The following is a 17,779-nucleotide window of genomic DNA, read 5'->3' as shown; positions in this document are numbered from 1 at the left end:
TCCGCTGGGGCCTTTCGCGCGAATTGAACGAAGAGCAGCGGAGCAAGCTCCGCTCTACAAGGGGGACGCGACGCGATCGGGAGAGGGCGTTGCTCGGAACAAAAGAAGGCGGAGTGCCGATTGCTCCGCGCTCACGCCTCTCTCTTGTTCACTCACTCGCCGCTCTTGCGTCCGCGCGGCAGTGGCGCCGGCACGTTGAGCTTGCCGCCCGAGGCGACGTACTTGGCCAGGGCCTCGCCCTGACTGAGCAGGTGGCGGTGCATGGTGCGTTCGGCCTCGGCGGCGTCGCCGTTGCGGAAGCAGGCCATCAGCTCGCGGTGTTCGCTCAGCGACATCGCCATGCGCCCCGGCGTGAGCAGCTGGCGGCCGCGATGCATCTTGAGGATGCGGTGCAGGTCGTGGGTGACACGGATCAGCCACGGGTTGCCGGCGTGTTCCTGCACGGCTTCGTGGATGAGGTAGTTGTTGCGGTAGAACTCGGCCATGTCGCCGCGCTCGGCGGCCGCCTCCATCGCCGCGTGCAGCGATTCCAGCCGCGCCAGGCCGTCGGCGTCGATCTTGCGCACCGCCTCGTAGGCGCAGCGGCCCTCCAGCATCGCCATGATCGGGAACAGCTCGTTGAGGTCTTCCAGCGTCAGCCGGGTCACGCGCGCGCCGCGGCCGGGTTCGATCTGCACCAGGCCTTCGGCGGCCAGCAGCTTGAGGCTCTCGCGCAGCGGGGTGCGGCTGATGCCCAGCTCCTGGGCCAGGGCGGGCTCGTCGATCCAGTCGCCCGGCGGCAGGACGTAGTCGTAGATCTTCTGTCGCAGCGTATCGGCCACTTCCTCGTACATGGGCACGCGCCGGCGGGAGCTGGACTTGTCGGGCGTCAGGGTCATGGACGGGTGCGGCGCTTGGCACGATGTGTCAGATCCGCATCTTAATCCCTGCGCAGCGGCGGCCGCGAACCGCAGCGGGCACCGCGGCGCGCGCCGTATCATGGCGCGCGCGCGCTTGCCCTGCGGCCGGCGCGCCCCCAGATCGACCGCCTGCCCCATTCCCAGAGTGCCCCCGCCATGAATCCGCTGCTCGATTTCTCCGGTCTGCCCAAGTTCGATGCCATCAAGCCCGAGCACGTCGGCCCGGCCATCGATACGCTGCTGGCCCAGGCCGAGGCCGCGGTGAAGCAGGCCGAGACGGTCAGCCCGGTGACGTGGGAGAGCTTCGTGGTGCCGCTGGACGATGCGACCGAGCGCCTGTGGCGCGCCTGGGGCAAGGTCAACCATCTGCAGGGCGTGCTGAACTCGCCGGCGCTGCGCAAGGCCTACAACGACAACCTGCCCAAGATCACGCGCTTCGGCAGCGCGCTGGGGCAGAACCTGGCGCTGTTCTCGCAGTACCGCGCACTCGGGGAAGGCGCGGACCTGACCACCCTGGACGCCGCGCGCGCCAAGACCCTGGACAACGCGCTGCGCGACTTCCGCCTCGGCGGCGCCGAACTGCCGGACGAGGCCAAGGCGCGCTTCGCCGCGGTGCGCGAGGAACTGGCCAGCCTGTCGGCCAAGTTCTCCGAGAACGTGCTCGACGCCACCGACGAGTGGGAGTTCTGGATCAAGGACAAGCAGCACCTGGCCGGGCTGCCGGCCGATGTGATCGCCGCCTGCCGCGCCGCGGCCAAGGCCGACGACGAACCGGGCTGGAAGTTCACCCTGCAGATGCCGTGCTATCTGCCGGTGCAGACCTATGCCGACGACCGCGCGCTGCGCGAGACGCTGTACCGCGCCTATGCGGTGCGCGCCTCGGAGGCCGGCGAGGAGAAGCTGGACAACTCGCCGCTGATCGACCGCATCCTGGCCCTGCGCGCCGAGCTGGCGCGGCTGCTGGGCTTCGCCTCCTACGCCGAGTATTCGCTGGCGACCAAGATGGCGGGCAGCCCGGCCGAGGTGCTGAGCTTCCTGCGCGACCTGGGCGCCCGCGCGCTGCCGTACGCCAGACAGGACCGCGCCGAACTGGAGGCCTTCGCCCGGGACGAGCTGGGCCTGGAGACGGTCGAGCCCTGGGACCTGGCCTACGTCAGCGAGAAGCTCAAGCAGGCCCGCTACAGCTTCTCGGCGCAGGACGTGAAGCAGTACTTCACCGAGGACGCGGTGCTGGCCGGGCTGTTCGGCGTGATCAAGGCGCTGTACGGCGTGGACGTGCTGCCCGACACCGCGCCGGTGTGGCATCCGGACGTGCGCTTCTATCGCCTGCAGGACGCCGATGGCGCGCTGGTCGGCCAGTTCTACCTGGACCTGTATGCGCGCGAGGGCAAGCGCGGCGGCGCGTGGATGGACGATTGCCGCAACCGCCGTCACCGTGCCGATGGCGAGCAGACCCCGCTGGTCTATCTGGTGTGCAACTTCGGCAAGGGCGTGGACGGCGGGCCGGCCACCTTCACCCACAGCGATGTGATCACCCTGTTCCACGAGATGGGCCACGGCCTGCACCAGCTGCTGACCGAGGTCGGCGAGCTGTCGGTGGCCGGCATCAACGGCGTGGAGTGGGACGCGGTGGAGCTGCCGAGCCAGTTCATGGAGAACTTCTGCTGGGAGTGGTCGCGCGTGCAGGGCATGACCCGCCACGCGGAGACCGGTGAGCCGCTGCCGCGCGCGCTGTTCGACAAGATGGTGGCCGCGCGCAATTTCCAGAGTGGCATGCAGACCGTGCGCCAGCTGGAGTTCGCGCTGTTCGACATGGAGCTGCACAGCGCCTTCGATCCCTCCAGGGAAGGGGTGATGGACCTGCTCGAACGCATCCGCGACGAGGTGGCCGTCAACCGCGCGCCGAAGTGGGGCCGCTTCCCGCACGCCTTCAGCCACATCTTCGCCGGTGGCTATGGCGCGGGCTACTACAGCTACAAGTGGGCCGAGGTGCTCAGCGCCGATGCCTACGCGGCCTTCGAGGAAGCGCCCGATCAGCTGGCCGCCACCGGCGCGCGCTTCCGCGCCGAGATCCTCTCGCGCGGCGGCAGCCGCAGCGCGCTGGAGAACTTCACCGCCTTCCGCGGCCGCGAACCGCGCATCGACGCGCTGCTGCGGCATAGCGGGATGGCGGCTTGAGGGCAGGGCGGTCCCACACTTGATGGGGGAGCAACCGTCTCTCAGTTCAAGCCGCGGCCTTCTTGTAGAGCGGAGCTTGTGGCGATCCCCTCTTGGGGACTTCGCTGCGCTTCGTTCGGTGCGTGGGGACGGCCCCAGCGGAGCGAGCTCCGCTCTACAGGTGGGAGCCGCCCTTGTGGCTTTTTTGGCCAATGGCGGCGATGGGGCTTTCGCAGCGAAATCGAGCGATCTGGCCTCGCCGATCGCCCCACTACCGTCGTTCCCGCGAAAGCGGGAACCCAGGGACTTTCGCACGGTGCATCAAAGGCACTGGATTCCCGCGTTCGCGGGAATGACGGCTTCGGGGCTGCCTAAGAAAGCGCGAGCCCTCCAGACAGACCCCTGCCCTCAGTCGCTAGCCGCGACTTCAAACTCCCCTTCGCTGCGCGAACGGGAGGGAGCAGATTCTTCCGTGGGAGCCGCCACGGCGGCGATGGGGCTTCTGCGGCAAGGCCTACAACGCGCGAAACGCCGCCCCGCGGCTTGCCTCATCCGCATGCGCGTATCCTGTCGATCCCCACGTTGCATCGATCCGCCCGTGTCCGCGTCTTCGTCTTCCGTACCGCATTACCAGACCGCTGGCGCGCGTCGCGCCGACCTGATCGTCCACGTCGCCGGGCTGGCGCTGGCCATCGGCGGCGGCGCGGCCATGCTCTGGCGCGCGGCGGCCAACGAGGCCCTGCTGCTGGCTACCTGCGTCTACGCGCTGGGGCTGCTGGTGATGTTCGCCTGCTCGGCGGCGTACAACTTCGCCGCGCCCGCGCGGCAGCCGGTGCTGCGCAAGCTCGATCACGCCGGCATCTTCGTGATGATCGCCGGCTCCTACACGCCGCTGCTGGTGCTGGCGCTGTCCGGCACCTGGCGCTGGTCGATGATCGGCGTGGTCTGGGGCGTGGCGCTGTTCGGGGTGTTCGCCAAGCTGTGCCTGCCCGGGCTGGGCAAAGGCTTCTGGGTGGCGATCTATCTGCTGCTGGGCTGGGTCGGCATGGTCGCGATCAAGCCGATGGTGGCCGGGCTGCCGACGGCGGTGCTGTGGCTGATCGCCGCCGGTGGGCTGATCTACACCATCGGCGTGGGCTTCTACGTGCGCAAGTCGATGGTCTACAACCGCGCGCTGTGGCACGCCCATGTGCTGGGCGGTGCGCTGGCGCACTGGGCGGCGATCTGGCTGTGCCTGCGGCCGCTGCCGGCGGCCTGAAGGCGGGGTTTTTCAGCGGTTGCGGCGCGAGAGCAGGGCTTCCATCACGACCTTGCCGTCGGCGTTGCGCGCGCTGAGCAGGCCGCCGTGGGCGCGCACGAACTGGTCGGCGATGTACAGGCCCAGGCCCAGGCCGCTGCTGGCGCTGAAGCGGCCCTTGAACGGCTCGAACAGCCGCGGCAGCAGCTCGTCGGAAATCGCGCCGACATTGCTCACCATCAGCCGCACGTGCGCGTTCTCGCTGCCGTCCAGGCTGACCTCGACCGGCTCGCCGCCGCCGTGCTCGAGCGCATTGCCCAGCAGGTTGGAGAGGATCTGGGCGTAGCGGTCGGCGTCGACGTCGGCCACCAGATCGCCGGTGCAGGCCAGGCGCAGCACGCTGCCGGGCTTGGCCTGGCGGAACTCCTCCACCGCGCCAGCGGTCAGCGGCTGCAGGTCCTGTGCGACGAAGCTCATGCGCAGGCCGCGGGTGCGGATGCGCGAGAAGTCCAGCAGCTGCTCGACCATGCGCGCCATACGCCGTCCGCTGCTTTCCAGGAAGCCCAGTGTGCGCTGTGCCGAGGCGTCCGGCGGCAGCTCCACGCCCAGCTTCTCAGCGCACAGCAGCACCACCGACAGCGGCGTGCGCAGGTCGTGGGTGAGCACGGCGGTCATGGTCTCGTTGAGCTCCAGCGCGCGTTCCAGCTCGGCGTTGCGGCGCGCCAGCAGTCGGCGCTGCTCGTAGAGCTCGACGAAGATCTGCACCTTGCCCAGGATCACGTGCGTCTCGATCGGCTTGTGCAGGAAGTCCACCGCGCCGGCCTCGTAGCCCTTGAACGCGCGCAGCGGATCGTTGGGCGAGGCGGTGAGGAAGATGATCGGCACCTGCCGGGTGCGCTGCGAGCCGCGCATCAGCTCGGCCAGGGCGAAGCCGTCCATCTCCGGCATGTGCACGTCCAGCAGCGCCAGGGCGACCTCGTGGGTCAGCAGCAGCTCCAGCGCCTGCGCGCCGGAGGAGGCGCACAGGATGTTGAGGTCGGCGCGGCGCAGCAGCGCCTCCATCGCGATCAGGTTCTCCTGGACGTCGTCGACGATCAGCAGGTTGATCGGCTCGCCGGTCGGCGCGTCCTGGGGCGTGAGATTGAGATTCATCGAGAAAGGGCCGAGAGGTGGTGGCAGAGTTCTGCCAGGGAAATAACGGCGTCCGCACCGGCGCGGGCCAGGGCCGAGGCGGGCATCAGCGGTGAGGACGCATCGGCCGGGGTCTGGATCCAGGCGGTGCCGCCGGCGCGGCGCACCGCGGCGACGCCCTCGCTGCCGTCGCTGCTGGCGCCGGTGAGCAGGATCGCCAGCAGGCGCGGGCCGAAGACCTCGGCGGCGGTCTCGAACAGCGGGTCGATCGCCGGCCGCGAGAACAGCACCGGCTCGTCCAGCGACAGCGCCACATGGCCGGCGTCCTCGACCAGCAGGTGATAGTCCGGCGGGGCGATCAGCACCTGGCCGGCGCGCAGCGGCTGCTTGTCCTGCGCCTCGTCCACCTCCAGCGCGCAGTGCGCGCCGACGATCTGCGCCACCTTGCTGGGCCGGTCGCGCGGCAGGTGCAGCACGATCAGCACCGGCTGGCTCAGCGTGGCCGGCAGGCTGGCCAGCAGCGTCTGCAGCGCCATCACGCCGCCGGCCGAGGCGCCGATGACGATGGCATCCAGGTCGTGGCCGCTGGGCAGCTTCATGCAACCTTCCGGTACAGGCGCTGCTCGCGGCTGACCACCTCGAACGCGCCGGCATGCGGCCCGAACTGCAGCGACTCCTTGCTGCCCAGGCCAAGGAAGCCGCGATGCACCAGCGCCTCCTGGAACAGCCCGATCGCGCGGTCCTGCAAGGCGCGGTTGAAGTAGATCAGCACGTTGCGGCACGACACCAGGTGCACTTCGGAGAACACCGTGTCGGTGGCCAGGCTATGGTCGGCGAAGACCACGTTGCGGCGCAGGCTGCGGTCGAACACCGCCCCGTTGTAGGCGGTGGTGTAGTAATCGGCCAGCGAGCCGCTGCCGCCGGCGTCCAGATAGTTGCGGCTGAACAGCGCCAGCCGGTCGATCGGGAAGATGCCGGCCTCGGCCTGGGCCAGCGCCTCGGTGTTGATGTCGGTGGCGTAGAGGATCGTGCGCTCCAGCAGGCCTTCCTCGCGCAGCAGGATCGCCAGCGACCAGACCTCTTCGCCGGTGCTGCAGCCGGCCACCCACAGCTTGATCGAGGGATAGGTGCGCAGCACCGGCAGCACCTGCGCGCGCAGCGCGGCGAAGTAGGCCGGGTCGCGGAACATCTCCGAGACCTGCACGGTGAAGTACTGCAGCGACTGGGCGAACAGCGCCGGGTCGTGCAGCAGTCGGTGCTGCAGCTGCGCCACCGTGTCGCAGTCCAGCCGCGCCATCGCATGGCGCACGCGCCGGCGCAGCGAGGACATGGCGTACTGGCGGAAGTCGTAGTGGTAGCGCCGGTAGATCGCCTCCAGCAGCAGCGACAGCTCCAGATCGAACAGCTCGGCCTCGTTCACTGCCGCGAGCACCACACCCGGCACAGCGAGACCAGCTTGTCCACATCGATGGGCTTGGCGATGTAGTCGTTGGCGCCGGCTTCCAGGCAGCGCTCGCGATCATCGGCCATGGCCTTGGCGGTCAGGGCGATGATCGGCAGGTGCTGGTGGCGGCGCTGCTTGCGGATGTGCCGCATCGCGGTCAGCCCGTCCATCTCCGGCATCATGATGTCCATCAGCACCAGGTCCACCTCCTTGTCCTGCTCCAGGCGCTCGACCGCCTCGCGGCCGTTGCGCGCGATCTCCAGCTTCACCCCGAGCGGCTCGAGCACGCTGGACAGGGCGAAGATGTTGCGCACGTCGTCCTCGGCCAGCAGGATCGTGCGCCCGTCCAGCACCGCATCGCGCTTGCGCGCCTCGCGCAGCAGGCGCTGCTGGTCGCTGGGCAGCGAGGCCTCGACGCTGTGCAGGAACAGGGTCACCTCGTCCAGCAGCCGCTCCGGCGAGCGCGCGCCCTTGATGATGATGCTCTTGGAATAGCGGCGCAGGCGCTGCTCCTCCTCGCGGGTCAGCGCGCGGCCGGTGTAGACGATCACCGGCGGGAACGCCCCGGATTCGCGCTCGCCCATGCGCTCGAGCAGGTCGTAGCCGCTGCCGTCGGGCAGCGCCAGGTCGGTGACCATGCAGTCGAAGGTCACCGCGGCCAGCTGTTCCATCGCCTCGGCGATGCTGCCCACCGCGGTGATGTCCAGGCCCTCGTGGGCGAGCAGGCGGCGCAGGTTCTCGCGCAGGTTGCGGTCGTCCTCGACGATCAGCAGGCGGCGCATGTTGCGCTCGCTGGTCTGCTCCAGCTGGCGGATCGCCGCCACCAGCCGCTCGCGCGTGGCCGGCTTGAGCAGGAAGCCCACCGCGCCCAGTTCCAGCGAGACCTGCGCGCGCTCCTGCGCGGACATCACGTGCACCGGGATGTGGCGCGTGGCCGGGTCGCGCTTGAGCTGTTCGAGCACGCTCAGGCCGGAGATGTCGGGCAGGCCGACGTCCAGCAGCACGCCGCTGGGCTGGATCTGCGGCGCCAGGGCGATGGCCTCCTGCGCCGAGCCGGCCACCACGCAGTCGAAGTCCATGTCGTGGGCCAGCTCGACCAGCGCCTGGGCGAAGGCGGCGTCGTCCTCCACCGCCAGGATCGCGCGGCCCGGGCGGGTGCGGCGGTCGCGGTCGTCGAACGCGCTCGGTGCCGGCGCTGGGGTGCTGCTCGCGGCAGGGGCGGGCGCCGGCGCGGCGGCGGGCGCGGGCGTCGCGGCCGCACGCACGGCCGGCTCGGGCGCGCGCGGCGTCACCGGCGTGTCGGGCGTCTGCGGCGCGCCTTCCACCGGCAGCTCCAAGATGAAGGTACTGCCGCGGCCGGGCTCGCTGTCCACGGTGATGGTGCCGCCCATGCGCTGGGCCAGATCGCGCGAGATCGACAGCCCCAGGCCGGTGCCGCCGAAGCGGCGCTGGGTGCTGCCATCGGCCTGGCGGAAGGCCTCGAAGATCACCCCGGTCTGCGCCTTGGCGATGCCGATGCCGGTGTCGCTGACCACGAAGCGCACCCGGCCCACGCCGTGCCCCTGCACGACCAGGGCGACGTGGCCGTGCTCGGTGAACTTGACCGCGTTGGCCAGCAGGTTCTTGAGCACCTGCTGCAGGCGCTGGGCGTCGATGGTCAGCCGCTCCGGCGCGCCGGGCTCGGCGCGGATGTCCAGCCCCAGCGCCTTCTGCGCGGCCAGCGGCTCGAAGGTCTCGCGCAGGCGCACCAGCAGCGGCGCCACGGCGATGTTGTCCTCGGACAGCTCGACCTGGCCGGCCTCGATCTTGGACAGGTCCAGGATGTCGTTGATCAGCGCCAGCAGGTCGTTGTTGGACGAGTGGATGGCCTGGGCGTACTTGATCTGCTCGGCGCTGAGCGTGCCCTCGCGGTTGTCGGCCAGCAGCTTGGCCAGGATCAGCGAGCTGTTCAGCGGGGTGCGCAGCTCGTGGGACATGTTGGCCAGGAACTCGGACTTGTACTGCGAGGCGGCCTCCAGCTCCTTGCCGCTGCGCACCAGCTCGTCCTGCGCGGCCAGCAGCGAGCGGCGCTGCTCCTCCAGCTCGTGGGTGCGCTCTTCCAAGTGCACGTTGATCTGTTCCAGCTCGGCCTGCTGCTGCTCCAGGTTGGCCTGGGACTGCTGCAGACTGCGGCTCTGCTCCTCCAGCTCCTCGTTGGCCACGCGCAGCTCTTCCTGCTGGGCCTGCAGCTCCTCGCTCTGGCGCTGGGTCTGCTCCAGCAGCTCGACCAGATCGGCGCGCAGCTGCGCGGTGCGCAGGGCCACGCCGATGATGTCCATGCAGCGCTCCAGCAGGGCCAGGGCGCGGCCGTCGCTGTGGGCCACGCCGCTGCGGCCCAGTTCGATCGCGCCGACCACGCGGCCATCGGCGGTGACCGGCGCCAGCATCAGCTCGCCCGGCGCGCTGCGGCCCAGGCCGGTCTGGATCTGCACGTGCGAAGCATCGACGGCGCGCAGCTGGCGGACCTGCTTCAGGCGCACCGCTTCGCCCAGCTGGCCCTCGCTGGCGGGAATCTCGCTGGCCATGCCGGCCGGCAGCGCGATGCCGCCGCTCAGCACCAGGCGCTCGCCGAGCAGGCGGTACAGCGCGCCGACGTGCGCACCGGTGGCCTGGCATAGCGCGCCCAGCGCGTGCTGGGCCAGCTCCTGCGGCGACAGGTCGCCCTGCACGGCCGCGGCCACCGCGGTCTGACGCTCCTGCAGCCACAGCGCACGCTGGGCGGACATGCGCGCGCGGATGCCCTGCATGGTGATCATGCCCATGCCCAGGAAGCACAGGCCGCCGAAGGTGCGATTGACCGCCGAGAACGAGGAGTTGGTGCTGGCCGGGGCCACCTGGAACCCGATCGCCACCAGCACGCAGGCCAGCACCGCCACCAGCAGCGGCACGCGCGGGCGCGACTGGAAGTTGGTGATCGCCACGGCGAAGAAATGGACCAGCCAGACCGCATAGCCCAGCGGCGTCACCAGCTCCAGGCCCAGGGTGAGGATCAGCAGGCCGGCCGCGGCGGCCCAGATCCAGGCGTCCCGCGAGGTATTGGAGATTTGCATGGTGCGCGTACGGCTGGAAAAAAGACCCCCGATGGTAGCCGAGATCACGCGCAGATCACGTGCAGCGCCTGCGCCGCCGCGCGGTCTCCACGCGGCCTTCACATGGCGACTTCGAAGAATGCCTGTGTCCGCCTCCTCGCCTCGCTGCGCGTTCCGGCGGGCGACGCTGTGTCATCCTGCCGGGTCGTGCCGTCCCGCTTCTCTCGCTCTCTTCCCGGTGTTATTCCCATGTCCAAGCCGCTGCGCATTCTCTTTGTCGAAGATCAGGCCGACCTGCGCGAGCTGATGTCCGACGTGTTCGTGCAGATGGGCATGGAGGTGGTCACGCTGGCCGACGCCGCCGCGGCGCTGGAGCTGCTGGCCGAAGGGCCGCAGGTCGACGTGTTGTTCACCGACGTCTACATGCCCGGCCAGATGAGCGGCGCCGAGCTGAGCATGCGCGTGGCCCAGCGCTGGCCGCAGGTGCGCATCGTGCTGGCCTCCGGCCATGCCCGCCACCAGCTGCCCGAGCTGCCGCCGGGCGTGCAGTTCATCCAGAAGCCCTACAGCCTGCAGCAGGCCGCGCGCCTGATCCGCGGCGAAGCGCCCAGCATCCAGGCCGCCTGAGCCGGCGCCCGCGCCGGGCGTAGGACCTTCGGCAGGGGAGGGCGGACCGCCGGGACGGTAGGATCACCGGTCCGTGCGTGGCCGGGCTGGTGCCCGGCGCGCTTCACCTGATTGCCTGGGGATCCGCATGCTCCTGAAATCCACCGCCCCGCGCCTGCTCGGTGCCTTGGCCCTGGCCGCGTGCGCGGCCGGCGCCTGGGCGCAGACGCCGACCGTGTCGGCCGCCGACTACGCCCGCGCCGGCACGCTGATGTTCGCCCAGCCGCTGGTCGACCACGCCGTCACCCGCGTGACCTGGCTGGACGACACGCACTTCGTCTACACCGACCACGACGCCAGCGGCGACCGCCTGCTGCAGACCGACACGGCCACCGGGACCACCGCGCCGCTGTTCGACGCCAAGGCGCTGGCTGCCTCGCTCAACACGCTGCTGGAGACCAAGGACAAGCCGATCAAGGCCGACAAGCTGGGCATCCGCGGCATCGCCCTGACCGCCGACGGCCGCTACCGCTTCGCCATGCGCGGCACCGAGGTGGTCTGCGACGCCAGCGCCAAGTGCGCCAAGGTCTACGCCAAGCAGGACGCCGAGCCCGGCGCCCTGTCGCCGGACAAGAAGTCCGAGGCCTTCATCCGCGACTGGAACCTGTGGGTGCGCGACCTGGCCACCGGCAAGGAGACCCAGCTGACCACCGATGGCGTCAAGGACTACGGCTACGCCACCGACAACGCCGGCTGGAAGCACACCGACAGCGCCATCGTCGAGTGGTCGCCGGATTCGCGCAAGATCGCCACCTTCCAGCAGGATCAGCGCAAGACCAGCGACATGTACCTGGTCAGCACCAAGGTCGGCGCGCCCAAGCTGGAGGCGTGGAAGTACCCGCTGCCCGGCGACAAGCACGTGACCATGATCGAGCGGGTGATCATCGATGTGCCCACCCGCCAGGTCACGCGCCTGAAGATGGAGCCGGACCAGCACCGCTCCACGCTGTGCGACGACATCAGCTGCGGCCCGGACGGCGGCTGGGACGATGTGAAGTGGGCGCCGGACAGCAAGACCGTGGCCTTCGTGTCGACCTCGCGCTTCCACAAGGACGCCTGGTTCCGCATCGCCGACGCGGCCACCGGTGCGGTGCGCACCGTGTTCTCCGAACACGTCAAGACCCAGTACGAGAGCGGCAACGGCACGGCCAACTGGGCCTATCTGCCGGCCAGCAACGAGGCGGTGTGGTTCTCCGAGCGCTCCGACTGGGGCCAGCTGTATCTGTACGACCTGACCACCGGCAAGCTCAAGCACGCCATCACCACCGGTGAGGGCAACGTCACCGAGATGCTCAAGGTCGATCCGGCCACGCGCACGGTGTGGTTCCGCGGCGTCGGCCGCACCGCCGGCCTGAATCCGTATTACCAGCAGTTCTGGAAGGTCAGCCTGGACGGCGGCGAGCCGACCCTGCTCACGCCCGAGGCGTCCGACCATACCGTGGCGCTGTCGCCCGACGGCAAGCTGTTCGTCGATGCGTACTCGACCACCACCGTGCCGCCGGTGACCGTGCTGCGCAGCGCGGCCGACGGCAAGGACGTGGCCCAGATCGCCAAGGCCGACATCACCCGCCTGAAGGCCGCCGGCTGGGTGCCGCCGGAGCCGTTCACGGTCAAGGCGCGCGACGGCAAGACCGACCTGTACGGGATCCTGTTCAAGCCGTCCAACTTCGATCCGTCCAAGAAGTACCCGATCGTCAACTACATCTATCCCGGTCCGCAGACCGGCTCGGTGCGCGGGCGCAGCTTCCTGGCCGCGCACGGCGACAACCAGTCGCTGGCCGAACTGGGCTTCATCGTGGTGGCCATCGACGGCATGGGCACGCCGTGGCGCTCCAAGTCCTTCCACGACACCTGGTACGCCGACATGGCCGACAACACGCTGCCCGACCAGGTGGCCGGCATGAAGGAACTGGCCGCGCGCTATCCGTGGATCGACCTGTCGCGCGCCGGCATCTGGGGCCATTCGGGCGGCGGCAACGCCTCCACCGCGGCGATCCTGCGCTACCCGGACCTGTTCAAGGTGGCCTGGTCGGAGAGCGGCAACCACGACAACCGCGGCTACGAGGACGACTGGGCCGAGCGCTACCAGGGCGAGCTGATCGTCGGCAAGGACGGCAAGAGCAACTACGACGCCCAGGCCAACCAGTCGCTGGCCGGCAACCTCAAGGGCCATCTGATGCTGGTGCACGGCACGCTGGACGACAACGTGCCGCCGTACCTGACCCTGCTGGTGGCCGACGCGCTGATGAAGGCCAACAAGGACTTCGACATGCTGATGATCCCCAACGCCCGTCACGGCTATGGGGCGATGACGGCCTATGTCGCGCGCCGGCGCTGGGATTACTTCGTGCGCTACCTGGCTGGCGGCACGCCGCCGGCGCAGTACGACCTGCAGATGCCGAAGGATTGATCGCGCGCGGTCGATCTTCGCGCTGCCGATCGTGTTCGAGAGAGGCCGGGTCCCGCGAAGGATCCGGCCCTTCTCTTTTTCAGATCTGCATTCCCGCGAAAGCGGGATCCAGGGACGTCGCGCTTCGCTTCTGTTGGTGCCTTGAGATTCCACCGTAAGTCACGGCGAGAGACAGGCCCCAAAAGAAACGCCGGTGCAAAACCGGCGCTTCTCTTCATCTTTTTCGTCGAATGGATCAGGTCTTCGACTCGAGCGGAAGCAGGCTCACAGGCCGGGTTTGCCCGATCAGGATCTCCTGTCCGTTCTGATCCTTGACATGCAGGCGGGTGCGCTGCGCTTCGGCGGTACTCGGCTGCCCTTCACATCGCTCCATGCACATCTCCAGCTTGGTCTCGCACTGATCTTCGGGATTGCCACTGGACAGGCACTGCCTGTACGCCATGTTGCACACGGCGACACACGACGCCTCCGCCTTTCCGGGGGTGAGTGAGAGGGCGGTGCCAACCGCCAGCGCGGCTCCAACGATGATTGCTTTCATCCGTCAATCTCCTTTTGGTGGGAATCATTCCCGTTGCAGTTCTAGCACTGCCGAGCTGCCGCTGGCGCAACCGTCATCACGGTCTCGTCGCGATACGAATGCTCACCCGACTTGGCCACCATGAGCGAACAGTTCCGGACGTCCGCAATGTAAATCGCGACTCCCGTGCGAGCGAACGATTGATCGCGACGCAACATCCGATCCCGCCCGCACATCGTCCCGCCCGACGACAGCCAGACAGATCAAGCGCTGCGTCATGTCAACGTTTCCGGTGGCCTGCCCCACCGGCCGCGCGCGATACTGCGCGTCCCATGCGCAAGATCCTCCACATCGACATGGATGCCTTCTACGCATCGGTCGAACAGCGCGACGACCCGTCTCTGCGCGGCAAGCCCGTGGTGGTGGCCTGGCGCGGCGCGCGCTCGGTGGTGTGCGCGGCCAGCTACGAGGCGCGCGTGTTCGGCGTGCGCTCGGCCATGCCGGCGGTGCGCGCCGAGCGACTGTGCCCGGATGCGGTCTTCGTGCCGCCCGACTTCACCCGCTACAAGGCCGTCTCGCGGCAGGTGCGCGAGATCTTCCTGGCCCATACCGACCTGGTCGAGCCGCTGTCGCTGGACGAGGCCTACCTGGACGTGACCGACCCCAAGATCGCCTCGCCCAGCGCCACGGCCACAGCGCAGGCGATCCGCGCGCAGATCTTCGAGACCACGCAACTGACCGCCTCGGCGGGCATCGCGCCCAACAAGTTCCTGGCCAAGATCGCCTCGGACTGGAACAAGCCCAACGGCCAGTACGTGATCAAGCCGGCGCAGGTCGAGGCGTTCCTGACGCCGCTGCCGGTCGGGCGCATCCCCGGCGTGGGCAAGGTCGCCGAACAGAAGCTGGCCGAGCTGGGCATCGCCACGGTCGGCGAGCTGCGCGCGTGCTCGCTGGAGGAACTCACCCTGCGCTTCGGTCGCTTCGGCGCGGCCCTGCACCGGCGCGCGCGCGGCATCGACGAGCGCCCGGTGGAGCCGGACCAGCCGGTGCAGTCGATCTCGGCCGAGGACACCTTCGCCGTGGACGTGCCGCTGGAGGAGTTGGACGAACCGATCGTGCGCATGGCGGCCAAGGCGTGGGCGGCCACGCGCAAAACCCCGCGCATCGGCCATACCGTGGTGCTCAAGCTGAAGACCGCGCAGTTCCGCATCCTCACCCGCAGTTTCACGCCCGAGGCGCCGCCGGCCTCGCTGGAAGCCTTCACCCGCATCGCGCTGGCCCTGCGCGAACGCGTGGACCTGCCCGCCGACACGCGCTATCGCCTGGTCGGCGTGGGCCTGTCGGGATTCCGCGAGCGCGAGGAGGTGGTGGTGCAGGGCGCGCTGTTCGACCACGATCTGCCGCCTGCGGGCGATGACAAACCGGCCATGTGATTGTTTAACGCGCGGCGCGCGCACTAGCATCGGCGCCCATGTCGTTGCGCATCGTCCCTCGCTGCCTGTCCTGGCTGCGCCTGCCGGCGCTGGCCGTGCTGCTGCTGGCGGTGCTGGCCAATCCGGTGCTGGCGGCGGTGGGCGATCTGCATGAGGCCACGCGCGGCAGCGCCGCGCACCTGCATCAGGCCGACGAGCACGCGCTGGCCGCCGATGCGGACGATGCCGACGATGCGGGCGATCTGCTGCATGCGCTGATGCATGCGGCCCACTGCTGCGGCCACCTGACCGCCATCCCCTCCCAGTTCGCGCTGCTGCCGATGGCGGCGGTGCGTGCGGCCCCGCAGGCGCGTGCGGACCTGCCCGCGCGTTCCCACACCCCGAGCCTGGCGCTGCGTCCGCCGATCGCGGCCTGACGATCCCTCGCCCGCGGCGCCCGTGAAGGCTGCGCCGCGGGGATTCGTCATCGCCCTTTCGGAGATTCCCCATGTGGTTGCGACTGGCGGCATTGGCCGCCTTCGCGGCCGTGCCCTGCGCGTTGGCGCAGGACCGGCCGCCGGTTCCCCTGAGCCTGGACGAGGCGCTGCGGCGCGTGTCCGACACCCATCCCCAGCTGCGCCTGATCGACGGCGAGCGGCCCGTACTGGAGGCGCGCCGTGACGCCGCCGCGCTGGCGCCGGCGACGAGCTTCGGCGTGGAACTGGAGAACGCGCTGGGCAGCGGCCAGACCCGCGCCTTCGACAGCGCCGAGCTGACCGTCTCGCTGTCCGGCGTGCTCGAACGCGGCGGCAAACTCGACGCGCGCCGCGCGCTGGCCCAGGCCAACCTGGACGCGCTGGCGCCGCGGCGCGAGGCCGCCCGCCTGGACGTGCTGGCCCAGGTCGCCCAGCGCTACCAGGCCATCGCCCTGGCCCAGCGCGCGCTGGCCATCGCGCAGCTGGACATCGACCAGCGCCGGCGCGCCGTGCAGGCGGCGCAGGCGCGGCTGCAGGCCGGCGCCTCACCCGAGTCGGTGCTGCTGACCGCACAGGCGCAGCTGGCCCAGGCCGAACTGGACCGCGACCGCGCGCTGGCCGCCGGCCAGGCCGCACGCCGCCAGCTGGCCACGCTATGGGGCCAGCGCGAGGCCGACTTCGACGCGGTCAGCGGCGATCTGCAAGCCTTGCCGCAGCTCGAGTCCTTCGACGCCCTGAGCCGCCTGCTCGAACGCACGCCGGAGCTGGCCATCGTCGCCGGCCAGGCGCGCGTGAACGAAGCGCAGCTGCGCCTGGCCACCAGTGCGCGCAGCGCCGATGTCCAATGGCAGCTGGGCGTGCGTCGCCTGCAGGACGCGGGCGACACCGCGCTGGTGGCGGGCTTCAGCCTGCCGCTGGGCGGCGCGCGCCGCGCCGAGCCGGAGATCCGCGCGGCCCAGGCCGAGCTCGCGGTCAGCACGCTGCAGCGCGACGCGGTGCTGCTGCAGCTACATGCGACGCTGGCCGAGGCGCACGGTCGCTACCTAACCGCGCAACTGGAGACACAGCGCCTGGCGCGCGACGTGCTGCCGCGCCTGCAGCAGGCCGAACGCGCCGCCGAACGCGCCTGGCGCGCCGGCGCCATCAGCTACCTGGAATGGGCGCAGCTGCAGGCCCAGCGCGTGGAGGCGCTGCGGCGCCAGCTCGACGCCGCAGCGCAAGCCCAGACCGCCCTCATCGAACTGCAGCGCCTGACCGGGCAACCGGTGGTGGCGCCCCACGCTGCGCAGGAGATCAGCCCATGAACACGTATTCCCGCCTCCCGCGCTGCCTGCTGCTGTTCGGCACGCTGCTGCTTGCCGCCTGCGGCAAGGACGCGACGCAGGCCGTCGCGACGGACGATCACGCGCAAACCGCCACCCGCGACGAACACGCCGATACGCCGCAAGGTGCGCAGGAGGACGCCGAGGCCGACAGCACGGTGATCCCCGCGGACATCGCGCGCGAGGCCGGCATCCGCGTCGCCCCGGCCGGGCCGGGCACCATCGCCGACGCGCACGAGGTGCAGGGCGTGCTGACGCCGGTCGATGGCAACATCGCCCAGGCCACCGCGCGCTTCCCCGGCCCGGTGCGCAGCCTGCGCGCCAACGTCGGCGATCGCGTGCGCGCCGGCCAGGCGCTGGCCAGCATCGAAAGCAATCTCAGCCTGACCCCCTACACCGTCAGCGCGCCGATCGGTGGCGTGATCACCGCACGCAGCGCGCAGCTGGGCGGGGTGGTGGGCGAGGGCGCCGCGCTGTTCGAGATCGCCGACCTGTCCACGCTGTGGGTGGACCTGCATGTCTTCGGCAGCGATACCCAGCACATCACCGCCGGCGTACCGGTCACCGTGACCCGGATGACCGATGGCGTCAGCACCCGCACCACGCTCGAACGCGTGCTGCCCGGCACGGCCACGGCCAGCCAGAGCACCGTGGCGCGCGCGCTGCTGCGCAACGACGACGGCCTGTGGCGCCCGGGCGCGGCGGTGAAGGCGCGCATCGTGGTGGCCACCACGTCGGCGGCGCTGGTGGTGCCGCTGGACGCGCTGCAGACGCTGGAGGGGCGGCAGGTGGTGTTCGTGCGCGAGGGCCAGGACCGCTACGTCGCCCGCGCGGTCGAACTGGGCCAGCGCGACGCGACCCAGGCGGCCGTGCTCTCCGGGCTGAAGCCGGGCGAGCAGGTCGTGGTCGAGCAGAGCTATGTGGTCAAGGCCGATCTCGGCAAGGCGGGGGCCGGCCATGCGCATTGAGGCTGCCGTCCACGCCGCGCCTAACGCTCGGCCGTCCCCTTCGTTGCCGCGCACGTGGAAATCCAGCGCCTT

At 70.1% G+C, this 17,779-nt stretch carries 14 protein-coding genes; 8 read left to right on the top strand and 6 right to left on the bottom strand.

Translation table 11 applies throughout. The features are described 5' to 3' along the window. Positions 1 to 152: 152 nt before the first annotated feature. Entirely contained in the window at positions 153 to 878 is a 726-nt protein-coding gene (locus EAT51_RS17060; RefSeq protein WP_130516451.1) for a GntR family transcriptional regulator, read from the bottom strand. Positions 879 to 1,055: 177 nt separating this feature from the next. On the opposite strand from EAT51_RS17060, the gene EAT51_RS17055 reads away from it, so the two are divergent. After that, positions 1,056 to 3,077 carry a M3 family metallopeptidase gene (locus tag EAT51_RS17055; protein ID WP_130516453.1) on the top strand — a complete coding sequence of 674 codons (2,022 nt, stop codon included), beginning with the start codon at positions 1,056 to 1,058 and terminating at the stop codon, positions 3,075 to 3,077. Positions 3,078 to 3,612: 535 nt separating this feature from the next. Continuing rightward, complete coding sequence (trhA, locus tag EAT51_RS17050) at positions 3,613 to 4,314, top strand: PAQR family membrane homeostasis protein TrhA (protein WP_130516455.1); 702 nt, start codon at positions 3,613 to 3,615, stop codon at positions 4,312 to 4,314. A gap of 12 nt (positions 4,315 to 4,326) precedes the next feature. Here the strand turns inward: trhA and EAT51_RS17045 are convergent, their stop codons facing one another. From EAT51_RS17045 to EAT51_RS17030, 4 genes are read right to left on the bottom strand one after another with little or no spacing between them, the layout of a single operon-like run. Beyond that, on the bottom strand, positions 4,327 to 5,445 hold the full coding sequence (locus EAT51_RS17045) for a hybrid sensor histidine kinase/response regulator (RefSeq protein ID WP_130516457.1): 1,119 nt from the start codon (positions 5,443 to 5,445) through the stop codon (positions 4,327 to 4,329). Continuing rightward, complete coding sequence (locus tag EAT51_RS17040; RefSeq protein WP_130516459.1) at positions 5,442 to 6,023, bottom strand: chemotaxis protein CheB; 582 nt, start codon at positions 6,021 to 6,023, stop codon at positions 5,442 to 5,444. The genes EAT51_RS17045 and EAT51_RS17040 overlap by 4 nt, the downstream gene beginning before the upstream one ends. After that, positions 6,020 to 6,868 carry a CheR family methyltransferase gene (locus EAT51_RS17035; protein ID WP_205953499.1) on the bottom strand — a complete coding sequence of 283 codons (849 nt, stop codon included), beginning with the start codon at positions 6,866 to 6,868 and terminating at the stop codon, positions 6,020 to 6,022. Before EAT51_RS17035 ends, EAT51_RS17040 begins: the two co-directional genes overlap by 4 nt. Continuing rightward, entirely contained in the window at positions 6,841 to 9,957 is a 3,117-nt protein-coding gene (locus EAT51_RS17030) for a response regulator (protein WP_130516463.1), read from the bottom strand. The genes EAT51_RS17035 and EAT51_RS17030 overlap by 28 nt, the downstream gene beginning before the upstream one ends. 228 nt (positions 9,958 to 10,185) lie before the next feature. On the opposite strand from EAT51_RS17030, the gene EAT51_RS17025 reads away from it, so the two are divergent. After that, the gene (locus tag EAT51_RS17025; protein ID WP_130516465.1) at positions 10,186 to 10,563 is read left to right on the top strand and encodes a response regulator; all 378 of its coding nucleotides are present in this window, start codon (positions 10,186 to 10,188) and stop codon (positions 10,561 to 10,563) included. Positions 10,564 to 10,690: 127 nt separating this feature from the next. Further along, positions 10,691 to 13,012 (top strand): S9 family peptidase, encoded by a 2,322-nt coding sequence (locus EAT51_RS17020; RefSeq protein ID WP_130516467.1) that lies wholly within the window; start codon positions 10,691 to 10,693, stop codon positions 13,010 to 13,012. A gap of 235 nt (positions 13,013 to 13,247) precedes the next feature. On the opposite strand, the gene EAT51_RS17015 is transcribed toward EAT51_RS17020, so the two are convergent. Beyond that, the gene (locus EAT51_RS17015; protein ID WP_130516470.1) at positions 13,248 to 13,550 is read right to left on the bottom strand and encodes a hypothetical protein; all 303 of its coding nucleotides are present in this window, start codon (positions 13,548 to 13,550) and stop codon (positions 13,248 to 13,250) included. 311 nt (positions 13,551 to 13,861) lie between these two features. On the opposite strand from EAT51_RS17015, the gene dinB reads away from it, so the two are divergent. The 4 genes from dinB (at position 13,862) to EAT51_RS16995 (ending at position 17,707) form a co-directional block, all read left to right on the top strand. Beyond that, positions 13,862 to 14,962: a DNA polymerase IV gene (gene dinB, locus EAT51_RS17010; RefSeq protein WP_130516472.1), complete on the top strand. Its 1,101-nt coding sequence runs from the start codon at positions 13,862 to 13,864 to the stop codon at positions 14,960 to 14,962. 38 nt (positions 14,963 to 15,000) lie between these two features. Beyond that, complete coding sequence (locus EAT51_RS17005) at positions 15,001 to 15,378, top strand: hypothetical protein (RefSeq protein ID WP_130516474.1); 378 nt, start codon at positions 15,001 to 15,003, stop codon at positions 15,376 to 15,378. A gap of 71 nt (positions 15,379 to 15,449) precedes the next feature. Beyond that, positions 15,450 to 16,721, top strand: a complete 1,272-nt coding sequence (locus EAT51_RS17000; protein WP_130516476.1) for a TolC family protein — start codon at positions 15,450 to 15,452, stop codon at positions 16,719 to 16,721. Continuing rightward, positions 16,718 to 17,707 (top strand): efflux RND transporter periplasmic adaptor subunit, encoded by a 990-nt coding sequence (locus EAT51_RS16995; protein WP_130516477.1) that lies wholly within the window; start codon positions 16,718 to 16,720, stop codon positions 17,705 to 17,707. The genes EAT51_RS17000 and EAT51_RS16995 overlap by 4 nt, the downstream gene beginning before the upstream one ends. The last annotated feature ends 72 nt before the right edge of the window (positions 17,708 to 17,779 follow it).

Origin of the sequence: Pseudoxanthomonas winnipegensis, assembly GCF_004283755.1 — a bacterium.
In the GTDB taxonomy this organism is placed as follows: Bacteria; Pseudomonadota; Gammaproteobacteria; order Xanthomonadales; family Xanthomonadaceae; genus Pseudoxanthomonas_A; species Pseudoxanthomonas_A winnipegensis.
This window is presented reverse-complemented; position numbering and strand designations above follow the sequence as displayed.